Origin of the sequence: uncultured Bacteroides sp., from assembly GCF_949298305.1 — a bacterium.
Taxonomy (GTDB): Bacteria; Bacteroidota; Bacteroidia; order Bacteroidales; family Bacteroidaceae; genus Bacteroides.
The window spans coordinates 39,495-57,788 of the sequence record NZ_CASFWU010000017.1 but is presented as its reverse complement, the minus strand read 5'-3'; the positions used below and the strand labels follow the sequence as shown (position 1 = coordinate 57,788).

The window sequence follows — 18,294 nt, the reverse complement described above, 5'->3', positions numbered from 1 at the left end:
TGTACAATTACTTTCCTGTTTCATATCTTGTTCTTCTAATGTTCAGTTTTTGTTTTTTCTGTCTCTCAGTCACCTTCTCCCCTCCCTTTGGGGGAGGGGCTGGGGGAGAGGCTCTTTATCTTATCTTCAGCGTGATGATGGTGACGGCTGCCAGGATGATGGTCACAATCCAGAAGCGGACGGTAATCTTCGATTCGTGGAACAGCTTGTCGGGCTTGGTGAACAACACCTTGCATCCCGGCTCTATCAGGCTCATGCTGGTGCGGAAGTGGTCGTGGATGGGGGTGCGCTTGAAGATGCGCTGCTTCACTCCCTTCCGTTTGCCCGCCTTGTAGTAGACGCGCTGCATGATGACCGACAGGTTCTCCACCAGGAACACGCCGCAGAGGATGGGGATGAGCAGCTCCTTGTGGATGATGATGGCCAGCACGGCAATGATGCCACCGATGGTGAGGCTGCCCGTGTCGCCCATGAACACCTGGGCGGGATAGGCGTTGTACCACAGGAAACCGATCAGCGCGCCGATGAAGGCACAGACGAAGATGACCAGTTCTTCCGAGCCGGGGATGTACATGATGTTCAGGTAGCCCGCATACTCAATGTGGCTGGACACGTAGGCCAGTATGCCCAGCGTCAGGCCGATGATGGCCGAGTTGCCCGCCGCCATGCCGTCCATGCCGTCGTTCAGGTTGGCTCCGTTGCTCACGGCGGTCACCACGAAGATGGTGACCAGCACGAAGAGAATCCAGCCCGCCGTCTGTGCATGTTCGCCCAGGAAGCCCATCACGTCGGCATAGTCCAGGTTGTTGCTCTTGAAGAAGGGGATGGTGGTCTGCGTGGCCTTGATTTCCTTGGCGGCGTGTACCACTTCCATCTGTCCGCCGGGCAGTTCCACCTCGATGTTCTCGCGGATGACCACCTGCGGGCTGAGGTAAAGCGTCAGTCCCACGATGAGGCCCAGTCCCACCTGCCCGATAATCTTGAACTTGCCGTGCAGTCCTTCCTTGTCTTTCTTGAATATCTTGATGTAGTCGTCAGCAAAGCCCAGCGAGCCCAGCCACACGGTGGTGATGAGCATCAGTACCATGTAGATGTTCTCCAACTTGCCCAGCAGCAGGCAGGGAATGAGCGTGGCGAAGATGATGATGACGCCGCCCATGCTGGGCACGCCCACTTTGTTCACGCCGAACGGGTCGATGCTGGCGTCGCGCTGTGTTTCGGTAATCTGTTTCCGCTTCAGCAGGTTGATGAACTTGTCGCCCCAGATGGTCGAGATGAGCAGCGCCAGAATGACGGCCATCAGCGCGCGGAACGAAGTGTATCCGAACATGCCCGCTCCGGGGAAATCGAATTGGTCCAGCCAACGGAATAAATAGTATAGCATAGTGTTTGATGATTAATCGTTACTTTCAATGTTCGTTGAAAATCTTCTGGAGTTCTTCCTTGTCGTCGAAGTGGTGCTTCACGCCCTTCACTTCCTGATAGTTCTCGTGGCCCTTGCCGGCTACCAGTATCACGTCTCCCGCCTGTGCCAGCATGCAGGCCGTTCTGATGGCTTCGCGGCGGTCGGCTATGCTGAGGGTCTTCTGCATGTCGTCCTTGTCGAGTCCGGCCAGCATGTCGTTGATGATGTCCTGCGGCTCCTCGAAGCGGGGATTGTCGCTGGTGATGACCAGGCGGTCGCTGAGGCGGGCGGCCTCTTTGGCCATGAGGGGGCGTTTCCCTTTGTCGCGGTTGCCTCCGGCGCCCACCACGGTGATGACTTTCCCCTTGCCTTCCAGCACGCCGTGAATGGCGTTGAGCACGTTGACCAGCGCGTCGGGCGTGTGGGCGTAGTCCACAATGGCCGTGAAGCCGCGGGGAGAGCGGACGGCATCGAAGCGGCCCGCTACGGGGTGCAGGGTGCTGAGGGCCACCAGCACGTCTTCCTCCTTCTTGCCCAGCAGCACGGCGGCACCGAACACGGCCAGCAGGTTGGAGGCGTTGAAACGCCCGATGAAGTGAACGGCCAGCTCGTGGTTGTTGAAGTCGAGCAGCATGCCGTCGAAGTGCGATTCCAGCACACGTCCCTTGAAGTCGCTGAGGCTGCGCAGCGAGTAGGTATAGACGCGCGAACGCGTGTTCTGCGTCATCACCAGACCGTTCTTGTCATCGAGGTTCGTCAGGCTGAAGGCGTTCTTGGGCATGTCGTCGAAGAACTTCTTCTTGGCCTTCAGGTAGTTTTCCACTGTCTTGTGATAGTCCAGGTGGTCGCGCGTCAGGTTGGTGAAGATGCCTCCGGCAAACTTCAGTCCGCTGATGCGCTTTTGGGCGATGGAGTGCGAGCTTACTTCCATGAAGGCGTACTTGCAGCCGCTGTCCGCCATCTCGCCCAGCAGGCGGTTCAGCGTGATGGGGTCGGGGGTGGTGTGTTCCGTAGGGACAGGAAGGTCGTCGATGTAGTTGCACACCGTCGAAATCAGTCCCACCTTGTAGCCGAAGTAGCGGAACGTATGATATAATAAGGTGGCGATGGTGGTCTTGCCGTTCGTGCCGGTCACTCCCACCAGCTCCAGCTTCGAGGTGGGGTCGCCGTAGAAGGTGGTGGCCACTTTGCCTGCCGCCTCTTCGCTGTCCTTCACCACTACCCAGGCCACTTCCTGCTTCCCGGCGGCCTCTTCAGGCAGTTCTTCGCAGAGGATGGCTGCGGCTCCCTTGGCGACGGCCGACGGGATGTAGGCATGTCCGTCGGTCTGCGTGCCGCGCATGGCTATGAACAGATGGCCGGCTTCCACCTGCCTGGAGTCAATGTCCACGCCTGTTATTTCCATATCTGTACGTCCGATGGTCTGTATCGGCTGTATTTCTTTCAAGAGTTCGTTCAGTTTCATATACCTTATATATAGTAATTCAGATTTCAAAGTTCAGAATTCAAGTTCTTGTTTCCCGTTGCCTGGCGCAAGGTCTGAGCCGACGGCCTGTGCCTGTCAGTTCAGCGTCAGGGCGATGGTTTGTCCTTTCCGCAGGGTGCTTCCGCCTGCGATGGACTGTCTCTTCACCTTGCCCACACCGTTCAGCCTTACCTTCAGTCCCTGTTTCTCCAGCAGATAGACCGCGTCTTTCGCTCCCATGCCGATTACACTGGGCACGGTGCCTGCGGCAGGTGTCTGGCCTTGCAGGATGACGGCCGTGGGTGCCGACTGGGTATGTCCCCACCATTCGCTGCCTTGTTGGGCAGCGGTCTGGTTCTGTACGGGGATGTCCAGCTCGTTCAGCACGTAGAGCGCCTCCTTCATGTCGCCCGACTTCACCGCGGGGATGACGTTGGTCGTACTGTCTATGGCCGCGCTCAGGTCGAGGCGGAGGTCCTTGGCATAGACCCGCTCCGCAATCTTGCTGAACACGCTGCCCGCCATCAAGCCGCCCGAAGCGGGCAGGCCCGGTTTCTGAATGGCGACGATGCAGCTGTATTTCGGTGCTTCGGAGGGGAAGTAGCCGCAGAAGCTCACCAGGTAGTTGGTGCGTCCGGCCTTGTAGCCGGCTGCTCCCTGCGATATCTGTGCGGTGCCCGTCTTGCCCGAAACGGCGAACTGCTTGCTGCCCGCAGGCTTGGCGAGTCCCTGCGAGACTACTTTCCGCAGGATGTCGCGTATCTGGGCCAGCGTGTGGTCGGAGCATATCTTGGGGTTGATGATTTCCGTGGGATATTCCTTGATTACCTCTCCGTCCTTGACGGCTGCCTTTACGAACTTGGGGCGTACCATGACGCCGTTGTTGGCAATGGCGTTGTAGAACGTCAGCGTGTTGATGGGCGGAATCTGTGTCTCATATCCGATGCTCATCCACGGCAGGGTGGTCTTGGCAAAGTAGCGTTCTTTGGGGCCTTTGATGTTGGGCGTTCCCTCGCCGGGTATCTGGAGGTGGAGCGGCTGGTCCAGGCTCATGCGCTTCAGTCCGTCGACGTACTTCTGCGGGTCGTTCTTGTAGTACTTGTCTATGAGGTAAGACACGCCCACGTTGGACGACACTTCCAGGATGCGGGTTACGTTGATTTTTCCGTATCCTCCGCGATGCCAGTTGTGGTCTCTCATCTTGCTGCCGTACATGTTCATCACGCCGTTGCCGGTGTCCACTTCCGTGTCGGGGGTTATCTTTCCGTCTTCCAGCGCCACCATGATGGAGGCTGTCTTGAAGGTGGAGCCCGGTTCCAGCATGTCGCTGATGGCGTTGTTGCGCATCTCGTAGTAGTTGCCGTCGCCTGCCTTCATCATGTTGACGATGGCTTTCACCTCGCCCGTCTGCACCTCCATGAGCACGGCCACGCCCACGCTGGCGTTCAGTTCCTTCAGCTTGTCCACCAGCGCTTTCTCGCAGATGTCCTGCATGCCCACGTCGATGGTGGAGATGATGTCGCAGCCGTCTACGGGCGGACGGTCCACGATGTTGAGGTACTTGTTCATCACCTTCTGGCGGTGGGTGATGCCGTCCTGTCCCTTCAGCAGGGTGTCGAAGGCCAGTTCGATGCCGTTCTTGGCGCCCTGTGCCGTGTCGGCGTAGAGGTCGCCCAGCGTACGAGCCGCCAGCGAGCCGAAGGGCTTCTTGCGCTGGTTGTAGGCCAGTTCGTGGAAGCCGCCCTTATACTTGTTCAGGTTGAACACGGGCAGTCGTTTGGCCTCCTTGTACTGGATGTACGAGATGCGGCGGGGATAAATCAGGTAGTTGCGGCTGCCCTTCCTGCGTCCTTTCAGCAGGTGGGCCTTGAACTCGGCGGCGCTCTTGTCGGGGAATATCTTGTGCAGCCCCTCGCAGATTTCCGTCAGGTGGTTCATCAGCATGGTGTCCTTCTTCTCGCCTCCGGCCTTGAAGTCCATGTAGATGCGGTACTCGGGCAGCGAGCTGGCCATCAGCTTGCCGTCGGCCGAGAGGATGTTGCCGCGGTTGGGCTTCACGGTGACGCCTTCGCGCACGAAGCGGTCGGCCACGTCCTGCCAGTACTGCCGTTCGGCGAACATAATCAGCGCTCCCTTCACGACAATGGCAATTCCCGCCAGGCTCATGACGAGCATGACGAAGAAGTAGCGGGTCATTATATTCTTCTTGTTTACAGCCATGGTTGGGTCGTTTTATCGTTATTCCTTAATCAGATAGGGCGGGTTGGTCGAGGTCTGCAGGTCGCTCTCCCTGCCCGCTATGTATTCCTCAATCTTCGACTGGCGGCTCTGCTTCATCAGTTCCGAGCTGCGTGTCAGCGCGTCGTACTTGATGTCCGTCAGTTCCTTCTTCAGCTTGTCAATCTCTATCAGCTGCTGCTGGCAGGCGTAGCGGTTGTGTATGTAGAAGATGATGAGCACCATGATGAGCACCAGCAGTTTGGTCTGGCGGCGGAAGAAGTCCGTAGCCAGGATGTCGCCGCCTACGATGTTCTTCCAGGCGGTGCGTCTTCTGATGCTTTTTTCTTCAGTTTGTCCTTTGTCCATTGTGGCCTCCCTTGTTTATGGTTTTGCACTTAAATCTTTTCGGCTATTCTCAGTTTGGCGCTGCGCGAGCGCGGGTTGCGGCTCATTTCGTCCTCGTCGGGCACGATGACCTTGTTGTTCACCGGCCGCAGGGGGGCGTCGGTCCTGCCGTAGAAGTCCTTTTCGGCCTTGCCCTCCACGTTGCCCGTCTTCATCACGTTCTTCACCATGCGGTCTTCCAGCGAGTGGTAGGTGATGACGGCCAGGCGGCCTCCGGGCTTCAGCGCCCCGATGGCGGCGTAGAGCATTTCCTTCAGCGCCTCCATCTCCTGGTTCACCTCGATGCGCAGGGCCTGGAACACCTTGGCCAGCTCCTTCTTCTCGCGTTCGCGGCCGAAGAAGGGCTTCACCACCTCCAGAAACTCGCTGATGGTGGCTACGGCTCCTGCCGTGCGGGCCTTGACCAGGGCGGCGGCCAGCTTGCGGCTGTTCTTCAGTTCGCCGTAGAGGTAGAAGATGTCCGCCAGGCGTTCTTCGCTGTAGGTGTTCACCACGTCGGCGGCGGTGAGGCCTGCGCGCTTGTTCATGCGCATGTCCAGCGCCCCGTCGAAGCGGAAGGAGAAGCCCCGTCCGCTGTCGTCGAAGTGGTGCGACGACACGCCCAGGTCGGCCAGGATGCCGTCCACCTGCTCCACGCCGTAGTAGCGCAGGAAGTTGTGCAGGTAGCGGAAGTTGCTGCGCACGAAGGTGAAGTGCGGGTCGGCCGGGATGTTCCGCTCGGCGTCCTCGTCCTGGTCGAACCCCAGCAGGCGGCCTCCGTCTCCCAGGCGGGAGAGGATTTCGCGCGAGTGTCCGCCGCCGCCGAAGGTGACGTCCACGTAGGTTCCGTCCGGGCAGATGTTCATGCCGTCCACGCTGGGCTTCAGCAGCACGGGTATGTGATAGGTCTGTTCTTCGTTCGTCATCAGGCTGTATTTTTGCTGTTTTCTGTATTCCTCTGTCTGTCTTTGTTTCTGCGCGTTGGGGCCTTGGGGCTTATTGCGCTCCTGTGTCCGGTGTCTCTTCTCCGCCGTTTTCGTCGTCGCCTCCCAGCAGGTCTTGCAGGGCGGCGCTGAACTCTTCGGGGTTCATGAAGGGCTGTTCCGCCCGCTCTGCCGCCCAGATTTCGATGGTGTCGTCCATGCCTACGAACCTTACGGCGCTGCCGATGCCCGCCATCTGGAGGTAGCGTCGGGGTATCAGGATGCGTCCGTTGCCGTCGGGGACTACCACCTCCGTGTCGCTTACAAACTGGCGGAAGATGTTCTGCTGCCGGGCGTCCCACCTGTTCAGCCGTTTGCGCAGCTGGTTCTGCGTCTTGAACCACACGCTTTCGGGGTAGAGCACCAGACAGTCCTGGTAGACGTCCTTGCGCAATACGAGGCTCTCTTCGGAGGCTGCCTGGAGCTGCTTCCGGAAGCAGGCCGGGATGAACACCCTTCCTTTGGTGTCCGTCCGGGCTTCGATATTGCCTAAGAAACGTATCATTTTCACCTTATTATAATAAGCGACGGTAAAAGTACACAATTCCCCACAATTCCCCACAATCTTTTAACTAAAAACTTTATAAGAAGTTTTCAACAACCTGTTGACAGCTTATTGCGTTGATAATGAATAGGCTTTCAGAAGGGTGCTGCAGTGGGTTGTAGAGGGAGTTCGGGGCGGCTGCGGCGGTGTGTCGCGGGGCTTCCCGCAGGGGGTGTCCGGGGCCTGTCCGGAGGATGCCTGCACGGCCCGTGGAGGATGCTTGCACGGTCCGTGGAGGATGCTTGCACGGTCTGGACGCCGATTGGCGGGGGCTGTTTCCGGCTGCCTGCGGGGCGCCGCCTTCGGACGGGTGGGCGGAGGCGCGGAAGGTGGGGGCGAGTGGGGAGGAGCGCCGTCTTCCGGGAGGGCGGAGGGGACCGGCTGGCTGCAAGGACGGAAGGGAGGCGGGCTTGCGCCCGTCTCCTCCTTCTTCCATCTACATACAACTAAAATCCGGACGGCTTGCCGGGCTGTCCTTTTCTTTTTTGCGCATCGCGCAGGACGCGTGGCGCGGCATTCGCCGCAGGCGGTGCCGGTACAGCCCTGCGGCGGTACCGGTGCGGTGTCTGCGGCTTCTCTATTGAACTGGTTCTGGTTTCATGCTTCTTGCGGCCGTCTTGGCGGCCGTGCGTTGTTAACAAAGCGTACTGCCGGTGCTCTGCCGCCGTTCCGGACCTTGGGTCGGGCGTGTGTTCCGCGGGATGTTTCCGGCGGCTTTCCGGACGGATTGGCTAAGAGTTCCTAAAAAGCGGGCCGTTGCCCTCTGCGGGCTAAACAAAATCCTTCAGCTCTTGTTGTAGTTTCTGCCGGGTGAAGAAGATGCGGCTCTTCACCGTTCCCAGGGGGAGGTTCAGCTTCTCGGCAATCTCGCGGTATTTGAATCCGGATACGTGCATGGAGAAGGGAATCTTGTATTCGCGCGGCAGCGCGTTGACGATGCGGTGCATCTCTTTCAGGTCGTAGGCGCGTTCGGTGCTTTCGTACACGCTGTCGGCGGGCAGGTTCAGGTGGTACAGGTTGTCCGTCTGGTCCACGAAAGTCTGGTCGCGCACCACCTTGCGGTAATTGTTGATGAAAATGTTGCGCATGATGGTGTAGACCCATCCCTTGAAATTGGTGTCGGGCGTATATTTGTCCTCGTTGTCCAGGGCTTTGAGCGATGTCTCCTGCAAGAGGTCGTTGGCTTCTTCGCGGTCGGCGGTCAGCTTGTAGGCGAAACGCAGGAGGTCGTCCTGTACGCTGATAAGGTCGTTTCTGAATGTAATGTTGTTGTTCATACAGTGCTTTGTTAATTGTTACTTCGTCGTTTGGGCGTTTATTTGATGCAAATTTATGCGCACTTCTTGCAGGAGGCGGGAGTAAAACAAGCAAACTTTGGGGGGAAAACTGTCAATTGATAGATATCAGGTGGTTTTTGATAGATTTTGGGTGTAGTTTTTTGTCAATTGTTTGCCTTTTATTAAAAAGATGCGTTAATTTTGCGCATCATTTCAATAGACTGAAGAATGGCAGACGACTCTTTGTTCTTGATAGACATTGACAAGGTGCTCCGGGAAAAGGCGCCGAAGCAGGCCAGATACATCCCCGGCTTCCTCGTTTCATACTTGAAACGTGTCGTCCATCAGGACGATTTGAACGACTTCCTGCGCAGGGTGCAGGACAAGACCGGCGTGGATTTCCTGAAAGCCAGCCTGGATTATCTGGACACCCGGATTGTGGTGAAGGGCGAAGAGAACCTGCCCGATGCGGGAGGAAGGTACACGTTCGTCTCCAATCATCCGCTGGGCGGACAGGACGGCCTGGCCCTGGGCTATGTGCTGGGAACCCACTACGACGGCAAGGTGAAGTATCTGGTCAACGACCTGCTGATGAACCTGCACGGCCTGGCCCCCCTCTGCATCCCCATCAACAAGACCGGCCGCCAGTCCAAGGACTTTCCCAGGATGGTTGAGGCCGGCTTCTCTTCGGACGACCAGCTCATCATGTTTCCCGCCGGGCTCTGCTCGCGCCGCCGCAACGGTGTCATCCGCGACCTGGACTGGAAAAAGACGTTCATCACCAAAAGCGTGGAGTTTGAACGCGACGTCGTACCCGTCCATTTCGAGGGACGCAACTCCAACTTCTTCTACAACCTGGCCAACCTGTGCAAGGCATTGGGCATCAAGTTTAACATAGCCATGCTCTATCTGGCCGACGAAATGTTCAAGAACCGGCACAAGACGTTCACGGTCACCATCGGAAAGCCGATTCCCTGGCAGACGTTCGACAAGAGCAGGACGCCTGCCGAGTGGGCGCAATATGTGAAGGAGATTGTTTACAAACTGAAGATTAACGATTAAACATAACGGGTCGGACGGAAGGAAAAGAGGCAGCGAGGGCCTGGTGCCCGTTGCCGCCGGACTTTCCGGCTCCCGATTCTTATTTGAAGCGATATGGAAGAGATTATTGAACCGATAAGTAAAGAGTTGCTGAAGGCGGAACTGACGGAAGAGAAGCGCCTGCGCATGACGAACAAGAGTAACAACCAGATTTACATCATCACGGCGCAGGACTCTCCGAACGTGATGAAGGAGATTGGCCGTCTGCGCGAAATCGCTTTCCGCGCCGCGGGCGGAGGAACGGGCCTGTCGATGGACCTCGACGAATATGACCTGATGGAGAATCCCTACAAGCAGCTGATTGTGTGGGACCCCGAGGCCGAGGAGATTCTGGGAGGCTACCGCTACATTCTGGGTACCGACGTGCGCTTTGACGGGCACGGGGCGCCGGTGCTGGCCACTTCGCACATGTTCAACTTCTCCGACAAGTTCCTCAAGGAATACCTGCCCACCACCATCGAGCTGGGACGCTCGTTCGTCACCCTGGAATACCAGTCCACCCGCGCCGGGAGCAAGGGCCTTTTCGCGCTGGACAACCTTTGGGACGGGCTGGGCGCGCTGACGGTCATCATGCCCAACGTGAAGTACTTCTTCGGCAAGGTGACGATGTATCCCAGCTACGACCGTCGCGGCCGTGACATGATACTTTACTTCCTGCGCAAGCATTTCGGCGACAAGGACGGGCTGATTACCCCGATGAAACCGCTCGAACTTGAGTCTGACGAGAAGGAGCTGGCCGCCCTCTTCTGTGAAGATACTTTTAAGGACGACTACAAGATTCTGAATGCCGAGGTCCGCAAGCTGGGTTACAACATCCCTCCCCTGGTCAATGCCTACATGAGCCTCAGTCCTACGATGCGCATGTTCGGAACGGCCATCAACTACGGCTTCGGCGACGTGGAGGAAACGGGCATTCTCATTGCCGTGGACGAGATTCTGGCCGAGAAGCGGATGCGCCACATCCAGTCTTTCATTGAAAGCGAGCCCGACGCCTGCAACCTTACTTCGGGCGCCAACAAGGTGTTCTATCCCCACATACAGGGCAAGTGAGACGGACGGACTACGAGATTTCCGGCAGGCTGTTGCCGTTTATCTTCCGGTAGAGGTCCAGGGCGAACACGTCCGTCATTCCCGAAATATAGTCAAGTACCGCCTGTATTCTCTCGCAGAATACAGGCGATTTTATGTTGTACTGGCTTGAGACGCGGTTGATGAGCAGTTGCGAGTAGGCCTTCTCGGGCGAGCGCACGGCGTCCGTCATCATTTCGAGCAGCGTGCTGATGATGCGGAAGCCCGCCAGCTCGATGTCCAGCACGTCGCGCGAGCGGTATATCTTTTCGGCCGACAGCGCGGCGCAGCGCTCGTAGGCCCCGGCGGGCAGCGGGCTGACGTGGCGGATGAGGCTCCCCTCGAACTCGCCCGCCAGTATCTGCTCTTCGTTGTCCAGGAACGCGCGTGTACACTCTTCGATGAGCAGCCCGATGACGCTGGAGCGCAGGTAGGCTATCTGCTCGTTGACGTCGCTCACTATCTCCAGCGTCTGCAGGCGGTGGCGGCGGCGCTCGTCGTTGAAGAAGGCCAGCAGCAGGTCCTGCGTCTCGCGCGTGGTGAGGATTTTCAGCTTGTGCGCGTCCTCCAGGTCCATCATCTGGTAGCAGATGTCGTCTGCCGCCTCCACCAGGTAGACCAGCGGGTGGCGGGCATACTTCAGCGGGTCGTCGTTCAGCCGGCGCATGCCCAGTTCGTCGGCAATGCGGCGGAAGCTCTCCTCTTCGGTGGTGAAGAAGCCGAACTTGGACTTCTTTCCGGCCAGGCGCGATGAAAACGGGTATTTTACGATGCTGGCCAGGGTGGAATAGGTCAGTACGAAGCCGCCCCGCCGTCTTCCCTCGAACTGGTGGGTGAGCAGGCGGAAGGCGTTGGCGTTGCCCTCGAAGTGCGTCAGGTCCTCCCACTGGGCGGGCGTCATGTCCCCGCGCAGCGCCTGTCCCTTGCCCTCGGAGAAGAAGGTGGAGATGGCCCGCTCGCCCGAGTGCCCGAAGGGCGGGTTGCCCAGGTCGTGGGCCAGGCAGGCCGCCGAGACGATGGCGCCTGTCTCCGTCAGGCCGCTGCCGGCCAGCTCGGGATGCCGCTCCAGCAGGCCGCGTGCCACGCCGTTGCCCAGCGAGCGTCCCACGCACGACACTTCCAGGCTGTGCGTCAGGCGGTTGTGTACAAAGATGCTGCCCGGCAGGGGGAAGACCTGTGTCTTGTTCTGCAGGCGTCGGAAGGGGGCGGAGAAGACCAGCCGGTCGTAGTCCCGCTGGAATTCCGAGCGGTTCTCGCGGCGTTCGTTGTGAAACTCTTCCAGGCCGAAGCGTTTGGCCGATATGAGGCGATTCCAGTTCATCATGGCTTGTTTCCTGTTGGTTACTGCCTGCAAATGTATCACTATTTTCCGACGTGCGAAACGCTCTCTTTCATTTTGACATTCTGCATATTCCGTTGCCTCAGAATCGTCTGTTTCGGGCCGGAGGAGGAGGCACCGCCGATTTTTAAGGCAGGCGGAGGCTATCTGGCTGGTTCATAGGCGGATAGCGGAATGTTTACAAACGAAAGAGACGGAAAGCGCGTCCTGTAAGGCGGTCGGAGGCCTTCCGGACGGCCGGTGCGGGCGTCCGTTGCGGACGGAGCAGGCGTCGTGTCCGGACCGTGCAGGCAATCTGCGCGGACGGTGCAGGCTTCCTGCGCGCGCCGCGCCTGCATTGCGGCGGCTTCGGGCTGCCGTTTTCTGCATAAGCATGCGGCCGTTGCGGGCGTCGGACGCATGTTTATCCGCTTTCAGGCTCCCGTTTCCCTTCCGCCCCGATTTTTCAGCGCCTTCCGGCCGGAGTGCCTTGTCGCGGAATCGTGCCTTTTCCTGTCGTTTTGTCGGGCGCAGGGGCCGTGGGCCGACACGGTGCCGTGCGGCCCCGGAGGCCGTGCGGCGCGTTCCGCCCTGTCCTTCACGCCTTCCGCCCGGGGTCCGGAAAGGCGCTCCGGCGTCCGCCTTCAGCCGCCGGAGCGCCTTCATTCTCATTATTTAACTGGCAAATGTGCAGCTATTTGCTTCAAAATCCGTAATTTCGCCCCTTAATTGGAGAATTTGCCGGCGGCCGTGTCCGCCGCTTCAGCGTATAAATTAAAGAATCAATATGTTGACCGTACAGATTATCAATAAGTCGCGGCATCCGCTTCCGGCCTATGCCACCGGCCTTTCGGCCGGCATGGACATCCGCGCCAACCTTCCGGAACCCATCCGTCTGGAGCCCCTCCAGCGCTGTCTGGTGCCCACGGGGCTTTACATGGCCTTGCCTGCGGGCTTCGAGGCCCAGATTCGTCCGCGCAGCGGGCTGGCCCTGAAGAAGGGCATCACGGTGCTCAACTCGCCGGGCACGATAGACGCCGACTATCGGGGCGAGGTCTGCATCATCCTTGTCAACCTCTCGGCCGAGCCGTTTGTCGTTGAAGACGGCGAGCGCATCGCCCAGATGGTGATAGCCCGCCACGAGCAGGCCGCATGGGAAGAGGTCGAAGTGTTGGACGAAACCGAACGCGGGGCCGGAGGCTTCGGCCATACGGGTAAAAAGTAAACCAGAAACAGACAGCATGAAATTCGCAATCAAGATATGGCTTGCGCTCTGGATGAGCGCCTGGTGCCTCACTTCCGGTGCTGCCGTGGCCGGTGGGGTGACCGGAGGGCGGGCGGCTTCGGCCGTCATCGTGGCCGCCGATGCCGGTAGCGGCAGGAAAGACCCTTCGGGCAAGAAGAAGGACAAGAAGCGGAAGCGCAGGGAAACGGCGGCTCCCGCGCCTGCGCTCAGCCCCGGGCAGCAGCGCAAGTACGACTACTATTTCCTGGAGGCCGTGCGGCTGAAGAACCTGGAGCAGTATGACGCCGCCTTCGAGATGCTGAGGCACTGCCTGGCGCTGAACCCGACGGCGGCTTCGGCCCATCACGAGCTGGCGCAGTACTACATGTTCCTCAAGCAGGTGCCTCAGGGGCAGGCCGCGCTGGAGAAGGCGGTGGAATACGCCCCGGACAACTTCTGGTATGCCCAGGACCTGGCCAGCCTCTACATGCAGCAGAAGGACCTGGAGAAGGCCGCCGCCCTGCTGGAACAGATGACCGTGCGCTTTGCCGGCAAGCTGGACCCCCTCTACAGCCTGCTGGCCATCTACGAGACGCGGCAGGAGTATGACAAGGTCATCGGCGTGCTGGACCGCCTGGAAGAGATGACGGGCAAGAGCGAACAGCTGAGCATGGAGAAGTTCCAGATTTACCAGGAGAAGAAGGACACGAAACGCGCCTTCCGCGAGATTGAGTCGCTGGTGGCCGAATACCCGCGCGACCTGCGTTATCAGGTGGTGCTGGGCGACGTCTACCTGCAGAACGGCAAGCCCGACGAGGCATACAGCCTCTACCGCAAGGTGCTGGACGAAGAGCCGGACAACGCGCAGGCCATGTACTCGCTGGCCACCTACTACGAGGAGACGGGCCGGCAGCAACGCTACGAGCAGCAGCTTGACTCGCTCCTGCTCAACCGCAAGGTGGAGCCCGTCACGCGGCTGGCCGTCATGCGCAGCCTCATTGTACGCAACGAGCAGGCGGGTGGCGACAGCCTGCGGGTCATCGGCCTTTTCGACCGCATCATGGAGCAGGAGCCCGACGACCCGCAACTGCCGCTGCTCTATGCCCAGTACCTCATCTCCAAGCAGATGAACGACCGGGCCATGCCCGTGCTGAGGACGGTGCTCGACATAGACCCCACCAACACGGCCGCCCGCATGACGCTGCTGGGCGACGCCGTGGAGAAGAAGGACAACGACGCCGTCATCGACCTCTGCGAGGGCGGGGTGGAGGCCAATCCCGACCGCCTGGAGTTCTACTTCTACCTGGCCATCGGCTATAACCAGGCCGAACGGACGGACGACCTCATCGCCACCTGCCACAAGGCGCTGGAACACGTCACGCCCGAAAGCAAGAAGGAGGTGGTGTCCGACTTCTACAACATCATGGCCGATGCCTACCACATGAAGAACCAGAACGAACTGGCCTTTGCCGCCTACGACTCGGCTTTGGTCTATAACCCCAACAACATCGGGGCGCTGAACAACTACGCCTACTTCCTCTCGCTGGAGAGGCGCGACCTGGACAAGGCCGAGGAAATGAGCTACAAGACCGTCAAGGCCGAGCCTGACAACGCTACCTACCTGGACACCTACGCCTGGATTCTCTTCGAGAAGGGCAACTATGCCGAGGCGCGCATCTACATAGACGATGCCTTGAAGAACGGCTCGGACAGCGCCGACGTGGTGGAGCACTGCGGCGACATCTACTACATGACGGGCGACGTGGACGGTGCCCTGAAGTTCTGGAAGCAGGCGCTGGAGATGGGCAGCGAGTCTGTGACGCTGAAAGACAAAATCCGTCTGAAGAAGTACATTCCCGCCCCGGCGCCTCCGGCCGCGGGGCAATGACGCGCCGGTTCCTCCGTTTTTTAACGCCTAACGAATCATCCCGTATATGAAGCAAACCCTCATCCCCCTATTCCATATCCTTGCCGGACAGCGCCGCGCACGCCGCAGTCCGGCAGCGCTGCCGGTGCTCCTGTTGCTGCTGGCCGTGCTGTTCGGCCTTTCGGCCTGCAAGACGTCGCGCCAGGCCGAAGGCTCGTCGCAGTCCGCCTGCCTCTCGTCCAAGGTCCGCCTCACCGTTCCCCACAAGGGCGGTGCGCTGACGGTGAACGGCACCCTGAAACTTGTGTCGGGCCAGCGCCTGCAACTTTCCTTCCTCATGCCCGTCCTGCGCACGGAACTGGTGCGGCTGGACGTTACGCCGGACGAGGTGATGCTCGTAGACCGCATGGGGAAACAGTACGTGCAGACCAACCGCAACGAGCTCAAGGGGCTGCTGCCCAAGAAAGCCGACTTTGCCCACCTGGAGAAACTGCTCTTCAAGGCCGCCCGGCCCGGAGGGCGGACAGTGCTCGAAGGCCGCGACCTAGGCATCCCCAAGCTGGAGAAGGGACGGCTGGAGCTGACCGACTTCTCGGACAAGCCCCTCTCGCTGACGCCCACGCAGGTGTCGGCCCGGTATAAGAAAGTGGAACTGGCGGAACTGCTCGCCATGCTGGCCGATTTGAAGCTATGAGACGTCTGGTCGTTGTCTGGATTGTATTGTGTGTGGTGCTTGGCTCCTTGTCGGCCCAGTCCAACAAGCTCATCAAGGAGCTGGAGAGCAGGCGCGGCGATTTGCAGAAGCAGATTGCCGAGACAGAGTCCCTCCTCAGCACCACCAGGAAGGACGTGGGCAGCCAGCTGAACAGCCTGGCCGCCCTGACCGGCCGCATCGAGGAGCGCAAACGCTACATCCTCACCATCAACAACGACATTGAAAGCATCGGCCGCGAGATGTCCTCGCTCAACCGGCAGCTGGACCGCCTGCGCCGCGACCTCAAGGATAAGAAACAGAAGTATGCGGCCTCCGTGCAATATCTCTACAAGAACCGTTCTGTCGAGGAGAAACTGCTGTTCATCTTCTCTGCCAAGAGCCTTGCGCAGACCTACCGCCGCCTGCGCTACGTGCGCGAGTATGCCACCTACCAGCGCCTGCAGGGCGAGGAAATCCTGAAGAAACAGAAGCAGATAAACGAGAAGCGGGCCGAGCTGGCCCAGGTGAGGCAGGCCAAGGAAAGCCTCCTGAAGGAGCGCGAGGACGAAAAGCAGAAGCTGGAGGACGAGGAGAAGGAGAAACGGGCGCTGGTGACGAGCCTGCAGAAGAAACAGCGCGGCCTGCAGAACGAAATAGCCCGCAAGCGCAAGGAAGCCAACCAGCTGAACGCACGCATTGACCGCCTCATTGCCGAAGAGATAGAGAAAGCCCGCAAGCGGGCCGAGGAGGAGGCCCGACGCGAGGCCGCCGCACGCAAGAAGGCGCAGGAAGAGGCCGCCGCCGCGGCAGGCAAGGAAAACACGCCCGCGCGTCCTGCCGCCGCCCCGCTGGAGGAGTACACCCTGAGCAAGGCCGACCGTACCCTTTCGGGCAACTTCGCCGCCAACCGCGGCCGCCTGCCCATGCCCATCAGCGGCCCTTACATCATCACCAGCCGCTACGGCCAGTACGCCGTCGAAGGCCTGCGCGGCGTGAAGCTGGACAACAAGGGCATCGACATCCAGGGCAAGCCCGGCGCACAGGCCCGCGCCATCTTCGACGGCAAGGTGGCCGCCGTGTTCAAGCTGAACGGCCTGTTCAACATCCTCGTCCGCCACGGCGCCTACATCTCCGTCTACTGCAACCTCTCTTCCGCTTCCGTCAAGACGGGCGACGAGGTGAAGACCAGGCAGAGCCTCGGCGAAGTCTTCTCCGACGCCTCGGACAACGGCCGCACCGTCCTGCACTTCCAGCTCCGCAAGGAGAAGGAAAAGCTCAACCCCGAGCCGTGGCTCAACCGCTGAGGCTGTGCTCTTACTTCAGCAGCCCCAGTTCGTTGATGAAGATAATCCCGATGCCGAGGGGGCAGATATACTTCAGCAGGAAGGCTATGATGTGATAGATGCCCAGCTTCAGGGTGCCGTTGTTGCTGACTTCCTCGCGGATAACCTTCTTGTCCAGATACCAGCCGGCAAAGATGGAGATGAAGAGACCGCCCAGCGGGAGCATCAGCTTGGCCGTCACGAAGTCGAAGAGGTCAAACAGAGTCAGCCCGAACAGCGTGTATTCCTTGCCAACCCCCAACGAGAGCGAGCAGAAGATGCCCAGCACGATGCAGCCCCCCGTCACCAGACGGGCCGCCTTGCCGCGGCTCAGGTTGAACTCTTCGTGCAGGTAGGCCGTCACCACCTCGTGCATGGAGATGGTGGAGGTGAGCGCCGCCAGCGCCAGCAGGATGTAGAACAGGATGGACAGGAGGACTGCCAGCCAGGGCAGGCTGCCGAAGGCCTGCTGGAATACGTTGGGCAGGGTGATGAAGAGCAGGCTGGGACCCGCGTCGGGCTGGATGCCCACCGAGAAGGCTGCCGGAAAGATGATGAAGCCTGCCAGGATGGCTACGAGCGTATCTATCCACGCCACGTTGAGCGCCGTGCGCGGCAGGTTGGTGTCGTTCCGGAAGTAGGAGGCGTAGGTGCACAGGCATCCCATGCCCAGCGAGAGCGAGAAGAAGGCCTGTCCCATGGCTCCCAGCAGCACGCCCGCATCCACCTTGCTGAAGTCTGGCTTCAGCAGGAACTCGATGCCTGCACCGGCACCGGGCAGTGAGACGGAACAGATGGCAAGGATGATGAGCAGCAGGAACAGAATGGGCATCATGATTTTGGATGATTTCTCAATGCCCTTCTCCACTCCCTTTACGATGATGAAGTGTGTGGCCAGCAGGAAGACGATGAGCCAGATGACCGGCCGCCAGGGGTTGCCCACAAAGCTGTTGAACGAGGCGATGAACTCTGCGGCCGACTTGCCCTCGAAGCTGTCCGTGGCCGCTTCGCAGATGTACTCCAGCGTCCAGCCTGCCACCACCGAGTAGTAGCTCAGGATGAGGAAGCCCGCCAGCACGCCCATACGTCCCACCCATCGCCAGTGGGTGCCCGGTGCCAGCTTCTGGTAGGCGCCGGCCGTATTGGAACGTGAACGCCGGCCTATGACGAATTCGGCCACCATGATGGGGATGCCGAAGAAAAGGATACATCCCAAGTAGATGAATATGAAGGCGGCTCCGCCGTGATTGCCGGTTTCAAAGGGAAAACGCCAGATGTTGCCCAGCCCCACGGCCGAGCCTGCCGAAGCCAGGATAACTCCCAGTTTGCTGCCAAAGTTGGCTCTGTCACTTTTTGTCATAAAACGTAGTCTATTCTTTCAATTTGTTATTAAATGTACATGAAACGTGCAAATATAGAAA

The 18,294-nt window shown here is 59.5% G+C and carries 15 protein-coding genes; 6 read left to right on the top strand and 9 right to left on the bottom strand.

What is annotated here, in order from left to right; translation table 11 throughout:
* Window positions 1-115 precede the first annotated feature (115 nt).
* The 7 genes from mraY to Q1Y74_RS03890 all read right to left on the bottom strand — a co-directional run bounded on the left by mraY (window position 116) and on the right by Q1Y74_RS03890 (window position 8,278).
* A complete protein-coding gene (gene mraY, locus Q1Y74_RS03920) occupies window positions 116-1,384 on the bottom strand; it encodes a phospho-N-acetylmuramoyl-pentapeptide-transferase (protein ID WP_300812430.1) in 1,269 nt (422 codons plus the stop codon).
* A gap of 25 nt (window positions 1,385-1,409) precedes the next feature.
* Window positions 1,410-2,870, bottom strand: a complete 1,461-nt coding sequence (locus tag Q1Y74_RS03915; protein ID WP_300812429.1) for a UDP-N-acetylmuramoyl-L-alanyl-D-glutamate--2,6-diaminopimelate ligase — start codon at window positions 2,868-2,870, stop codon at window positions 1,410-1,412.
* A gap of 96 nt (window positions 2,871-2,966) precedes the next feature.
* Entirely contained in the window at window positions 2,967-5,090 is a 2,124-nt protein-coding gene (locus Q1Y74_RS03910; protein WP_300812428.1) for a penicillin-binding protein, read from the bottom strand.
* An 18-nt stretch (window positions 5,091-5,108) separates the two neighbouring features.
* Window positions 5,109-5,456 (bottom strand): FtsL-like putative cell division protein, encoded by a 348-nt coding sequence (locus Q1Y74_RS03905; protein ID WP_300812427.1) that lies wholly within the window; start codon window positions 5,454-5,456, stop codon window positions 5,109-5,111.
* Between the two features lie 29 nt (window positions 5,457-5,485).
* Window positions 5,486-6,400 (bottom strand): 16S rRNA (cytosine(1402)-N(4))-methyltransferase RsmH, encoded by a 915-nt coding sequence (rsmH, locus tag Q1Y74_RS03900; RefSeq protein WP_300812426.1) that lies wholly within the window; start codon window positions 6,398-6,400, stop codon window positions 5,486-5,488.
* A gap of 70 nt (window positions 6,401-6,470) precedes the next feature.
* Window positions 6,471-6,962, bottom strand: coding sequence for a division/cell wall cluster transcriptional repressor MraZ (mraZ, locus tag Q1Y74_RS03895; RefSeq protein ID WP_300812425.1), 492 nt, complete (start codon window positions 6,960-6,962; stop codon window positions 6,471-6,473).
* An 809-nt stretch (window positions 6,963-7,771) separates the two neighbouring features.
* Window positions 7,772-8,278: an RNA polymerase sigma factor gene (locus Q1Y74_RS03890; RefSeq protein WP_300812424.1), complete on the bottom strand. Its 507-nt coding sequence runs from the start codon at window positions 8,276-8,278 to the stop codon at window positions 7,772-7,774.
* A 228-nt stretch (window positions 8,279-8,506) separates the two neighbouring features.
* Between Q1Y74_RS03890 and Q1Y74_RS03885 the strand changes: the two genes are divergently transcribed.
* Both Q1Y74_RS03885 and Q1Y74_RS03880 read left to right on the top strand, forming a co-directional pair.
* Entirely contained in the window at window positions 8,507-9,340 is an 834-nt protein-coding gene (locus Q1Y74_RS03885) for a 1-acyl-sn-glycerol-3-phosphate acyltransferase (protein WP_300812423.1), read from the top strand.
* A 93-nt stretch (window positions 9,341-9,433) separates the two neighbouring features.
* Window positions 9,434-10,429 (top strand): GNAT family N-acetyltransferase, encoded by a 996-nt coding sequence (locus Q1Y74_RS03880; RefSeq protein ID WP_300812422.1) that lies wholly within the window; start codon window positions 9,434-9,436, stop codon window positions 10,427-10,429.
* A 10-nt stretch (window positions 10,430-10,439) separates the two neighbouring features.
* Here Q1Y74_RS03880 and dgt read toward each other — a convergent pair whose 3' ends face one another.
* Window positions 10,440-11,771, bottom strand: a complete 1,332-nt coding sequence (gene dgt / locus Q1Y74_RS03875) for a dGTP triphosphohydrolase (RefSeq protein WP_300812421.1) — start codon at window positions 11,769-11,771, stop codon at window positions 10,440-10,442.
* Window positions 11,772-12,555: 784 nt separating this feature from the next.
* On the opposite strand from dgt, the gene dut reads away from it, so the two are divergent.
* The 4 genes from dut to Q1Y74_RS03855 are packed head-to-tail and all read left to right on the top strand — an operon-like array spanning window position 12,556 to window position 16,855.
* The gene (gene dut / locus Q1Y74_RS03870; RefSeq protein ID WP_300812433.1) at window positions 12,556-12,990 is read left to right on the top strand and encodes a dUTP diphosphatase; all 435 of its coding nucleotides are present in this window, start codon (window positions 12,556-12,558) and stop codon (window positions 12,988-12,990) included.
* 16 nt (window positions 12,991-13,006) lie between these two features.
* Window positions 13,007-14,878, top strand: a complete 1,872-nt coding sequence (locus Q1Y74_RS03865) for a tetratricopeptide repeat protein (protein WP_300812420.1) — start codon at window positions 13,007-13,009, stop codon at window positions 14,876-14,878.
* Between the two features lie 46 nt (window positions 14,879-14,924).
* Complete coding sequence (locus Q1Y74_RS03860; RefSeq protein ID WP_300812419.1) at window positions 14,925-15,551, top strand: DUF4292 domain-containing protein; 627 nt, start codon at window positions 14,925-14,927, stop codon at window positions 15,549-15,551.
* Complete coding sequence (locus tag Q1Y74_RS03855) at window positions 15,548-16,855, top strand: peptidoglycan DD-metalloendopeptidase family protein (protein WP_300812418.1); 1,308 nt, start codon at window positions 15,548-15,550, stop codon at window positions 16,853-16,855. The genes Q1Y74_RS03860 and Q1Y74_RS03855 overlap by 4 nt, the downstream gene beginning before the upstream one ends.
* A 10-nt stretch (window positions 16,856-16,865) precedes the next feature.
* On the opposite strand, the gene Q1Y74_RS03850 is transcribed toward Q1Y74_RS03855, so the two are convergent.
* Complete coding sequence (locus tag Q1Y74_RS03850) at window positions 16,866-18,233, bottom strand: sodium-dependent transporter (RefSeq protein ID WP_300812417.1); 1,368 nt, start codon at window positions 18,231-18,233, stop codon at window positions 16,866-16,868.
* Window positions 18,234-18,294 lie beyond the last annotated feature (61 nt).

Excerpts from the sequence above, each read along its gene's own strand:
- mraY (WP_300812430.1), bottom strand. The coding sequence starts at position 1,384 with ATGCTATACTATTTATTCCGTTGGCTGGACCAATTCGATTTCCCCGGA.
- Q1Y74_RS03915 (WP_300812429.1), bottom strand. The coding sequence starts at position 2,870 with ATGAAACTGAACGAACTCTTGAAAGAAATACAGCCGATACAGACCATC.
- Q1Y74_RS03910 (WP_300812428.1), bottom strand. The coding sequence starts at position 5,090 with ATGGCTGTAAACAAGAAGAATATAATGACCCGCTACTTCTTCGTCATG.
- Q1Y74_RS03905 (WP_300812427.1), bottom strand. The coding sequence starts at position 5,456 with ATGGACAAAGGACAAACTGAAGAAAAAAGCATCAGAAGACGCACCGCC.
- rsmH (WP_300812426.1), bottom strand. The coding sequence starts at position 6,400 with ATGACGAACGAAGAACAGACCTATCACATACCCGTGCTGCTGAAGCCC.
- mraZ (WP_300812425.1), bottom strand. The coding sequence starts at position 6,962 with ATGATACGTTTCTTAGGCAATATCGAAGCCCGGACGGACACCAAAGGA.
- Q1Y74_RS03890 (WP_300812424.1), bottom strand. The coding sequence starts at position 8,278 with ATGAACAACAACATTACATTCAGAAACGACCTTATCAGCGTACAGGAC.
- Q1Y74_RS03885 (WP_300812423.1), top strand. The coding sequence starts at position 8,507 with ATGGCAGACGACTCTTTGTTCTTGATAGACATTGACAAGGTGCTCCGG.
- Q1Y74_RS03880 (WP_300812422.1), top strand. The coding sequence starts at position 9,434 with ATGGAAGAGATTATTGAACCGATAAGTAAAGAGTTGCTGAAGGCGGAA.
- dgt (WP_300812421.1), bottom strand. The coding sequence starts at position 11,771 with ATGATGAACTGGAATCGCCTCATATCGGCCAAACGCTTCGGCCTGGAA.
- Q1Y74_RS03865 (WP_300812420.1), top strand. The coding sequence starts at position 13,007 with ATGAAATTCGCAATCAAGATATGGCTTGCGCTCTGGATGAGCGCCTGG.
- Q1Y74_RS03860 (WP_300812419.1), top strand. The coding sequence starts at position 14,925 with ATGAAGCAAACCCTCATCCCCCTATTCCATATCCTTGCCGGACAGCGC.
- Q1Y74_RS03855 (WP_300812418.1), top strand. The coding sequence starts at position 15,548 with ATGAGACGTCTGGTCGTTGTCTGGATTGTATTGTGTGTGGTGCTTGGC.
- Q1Y74_RS03850 (WP_300812417.1), bottom strand. The coding sequence starts at position 18,233 with ATGACAAAAAGTGACAGAGCCAACTTTGGCAGCAAACTGGGAGTTATC.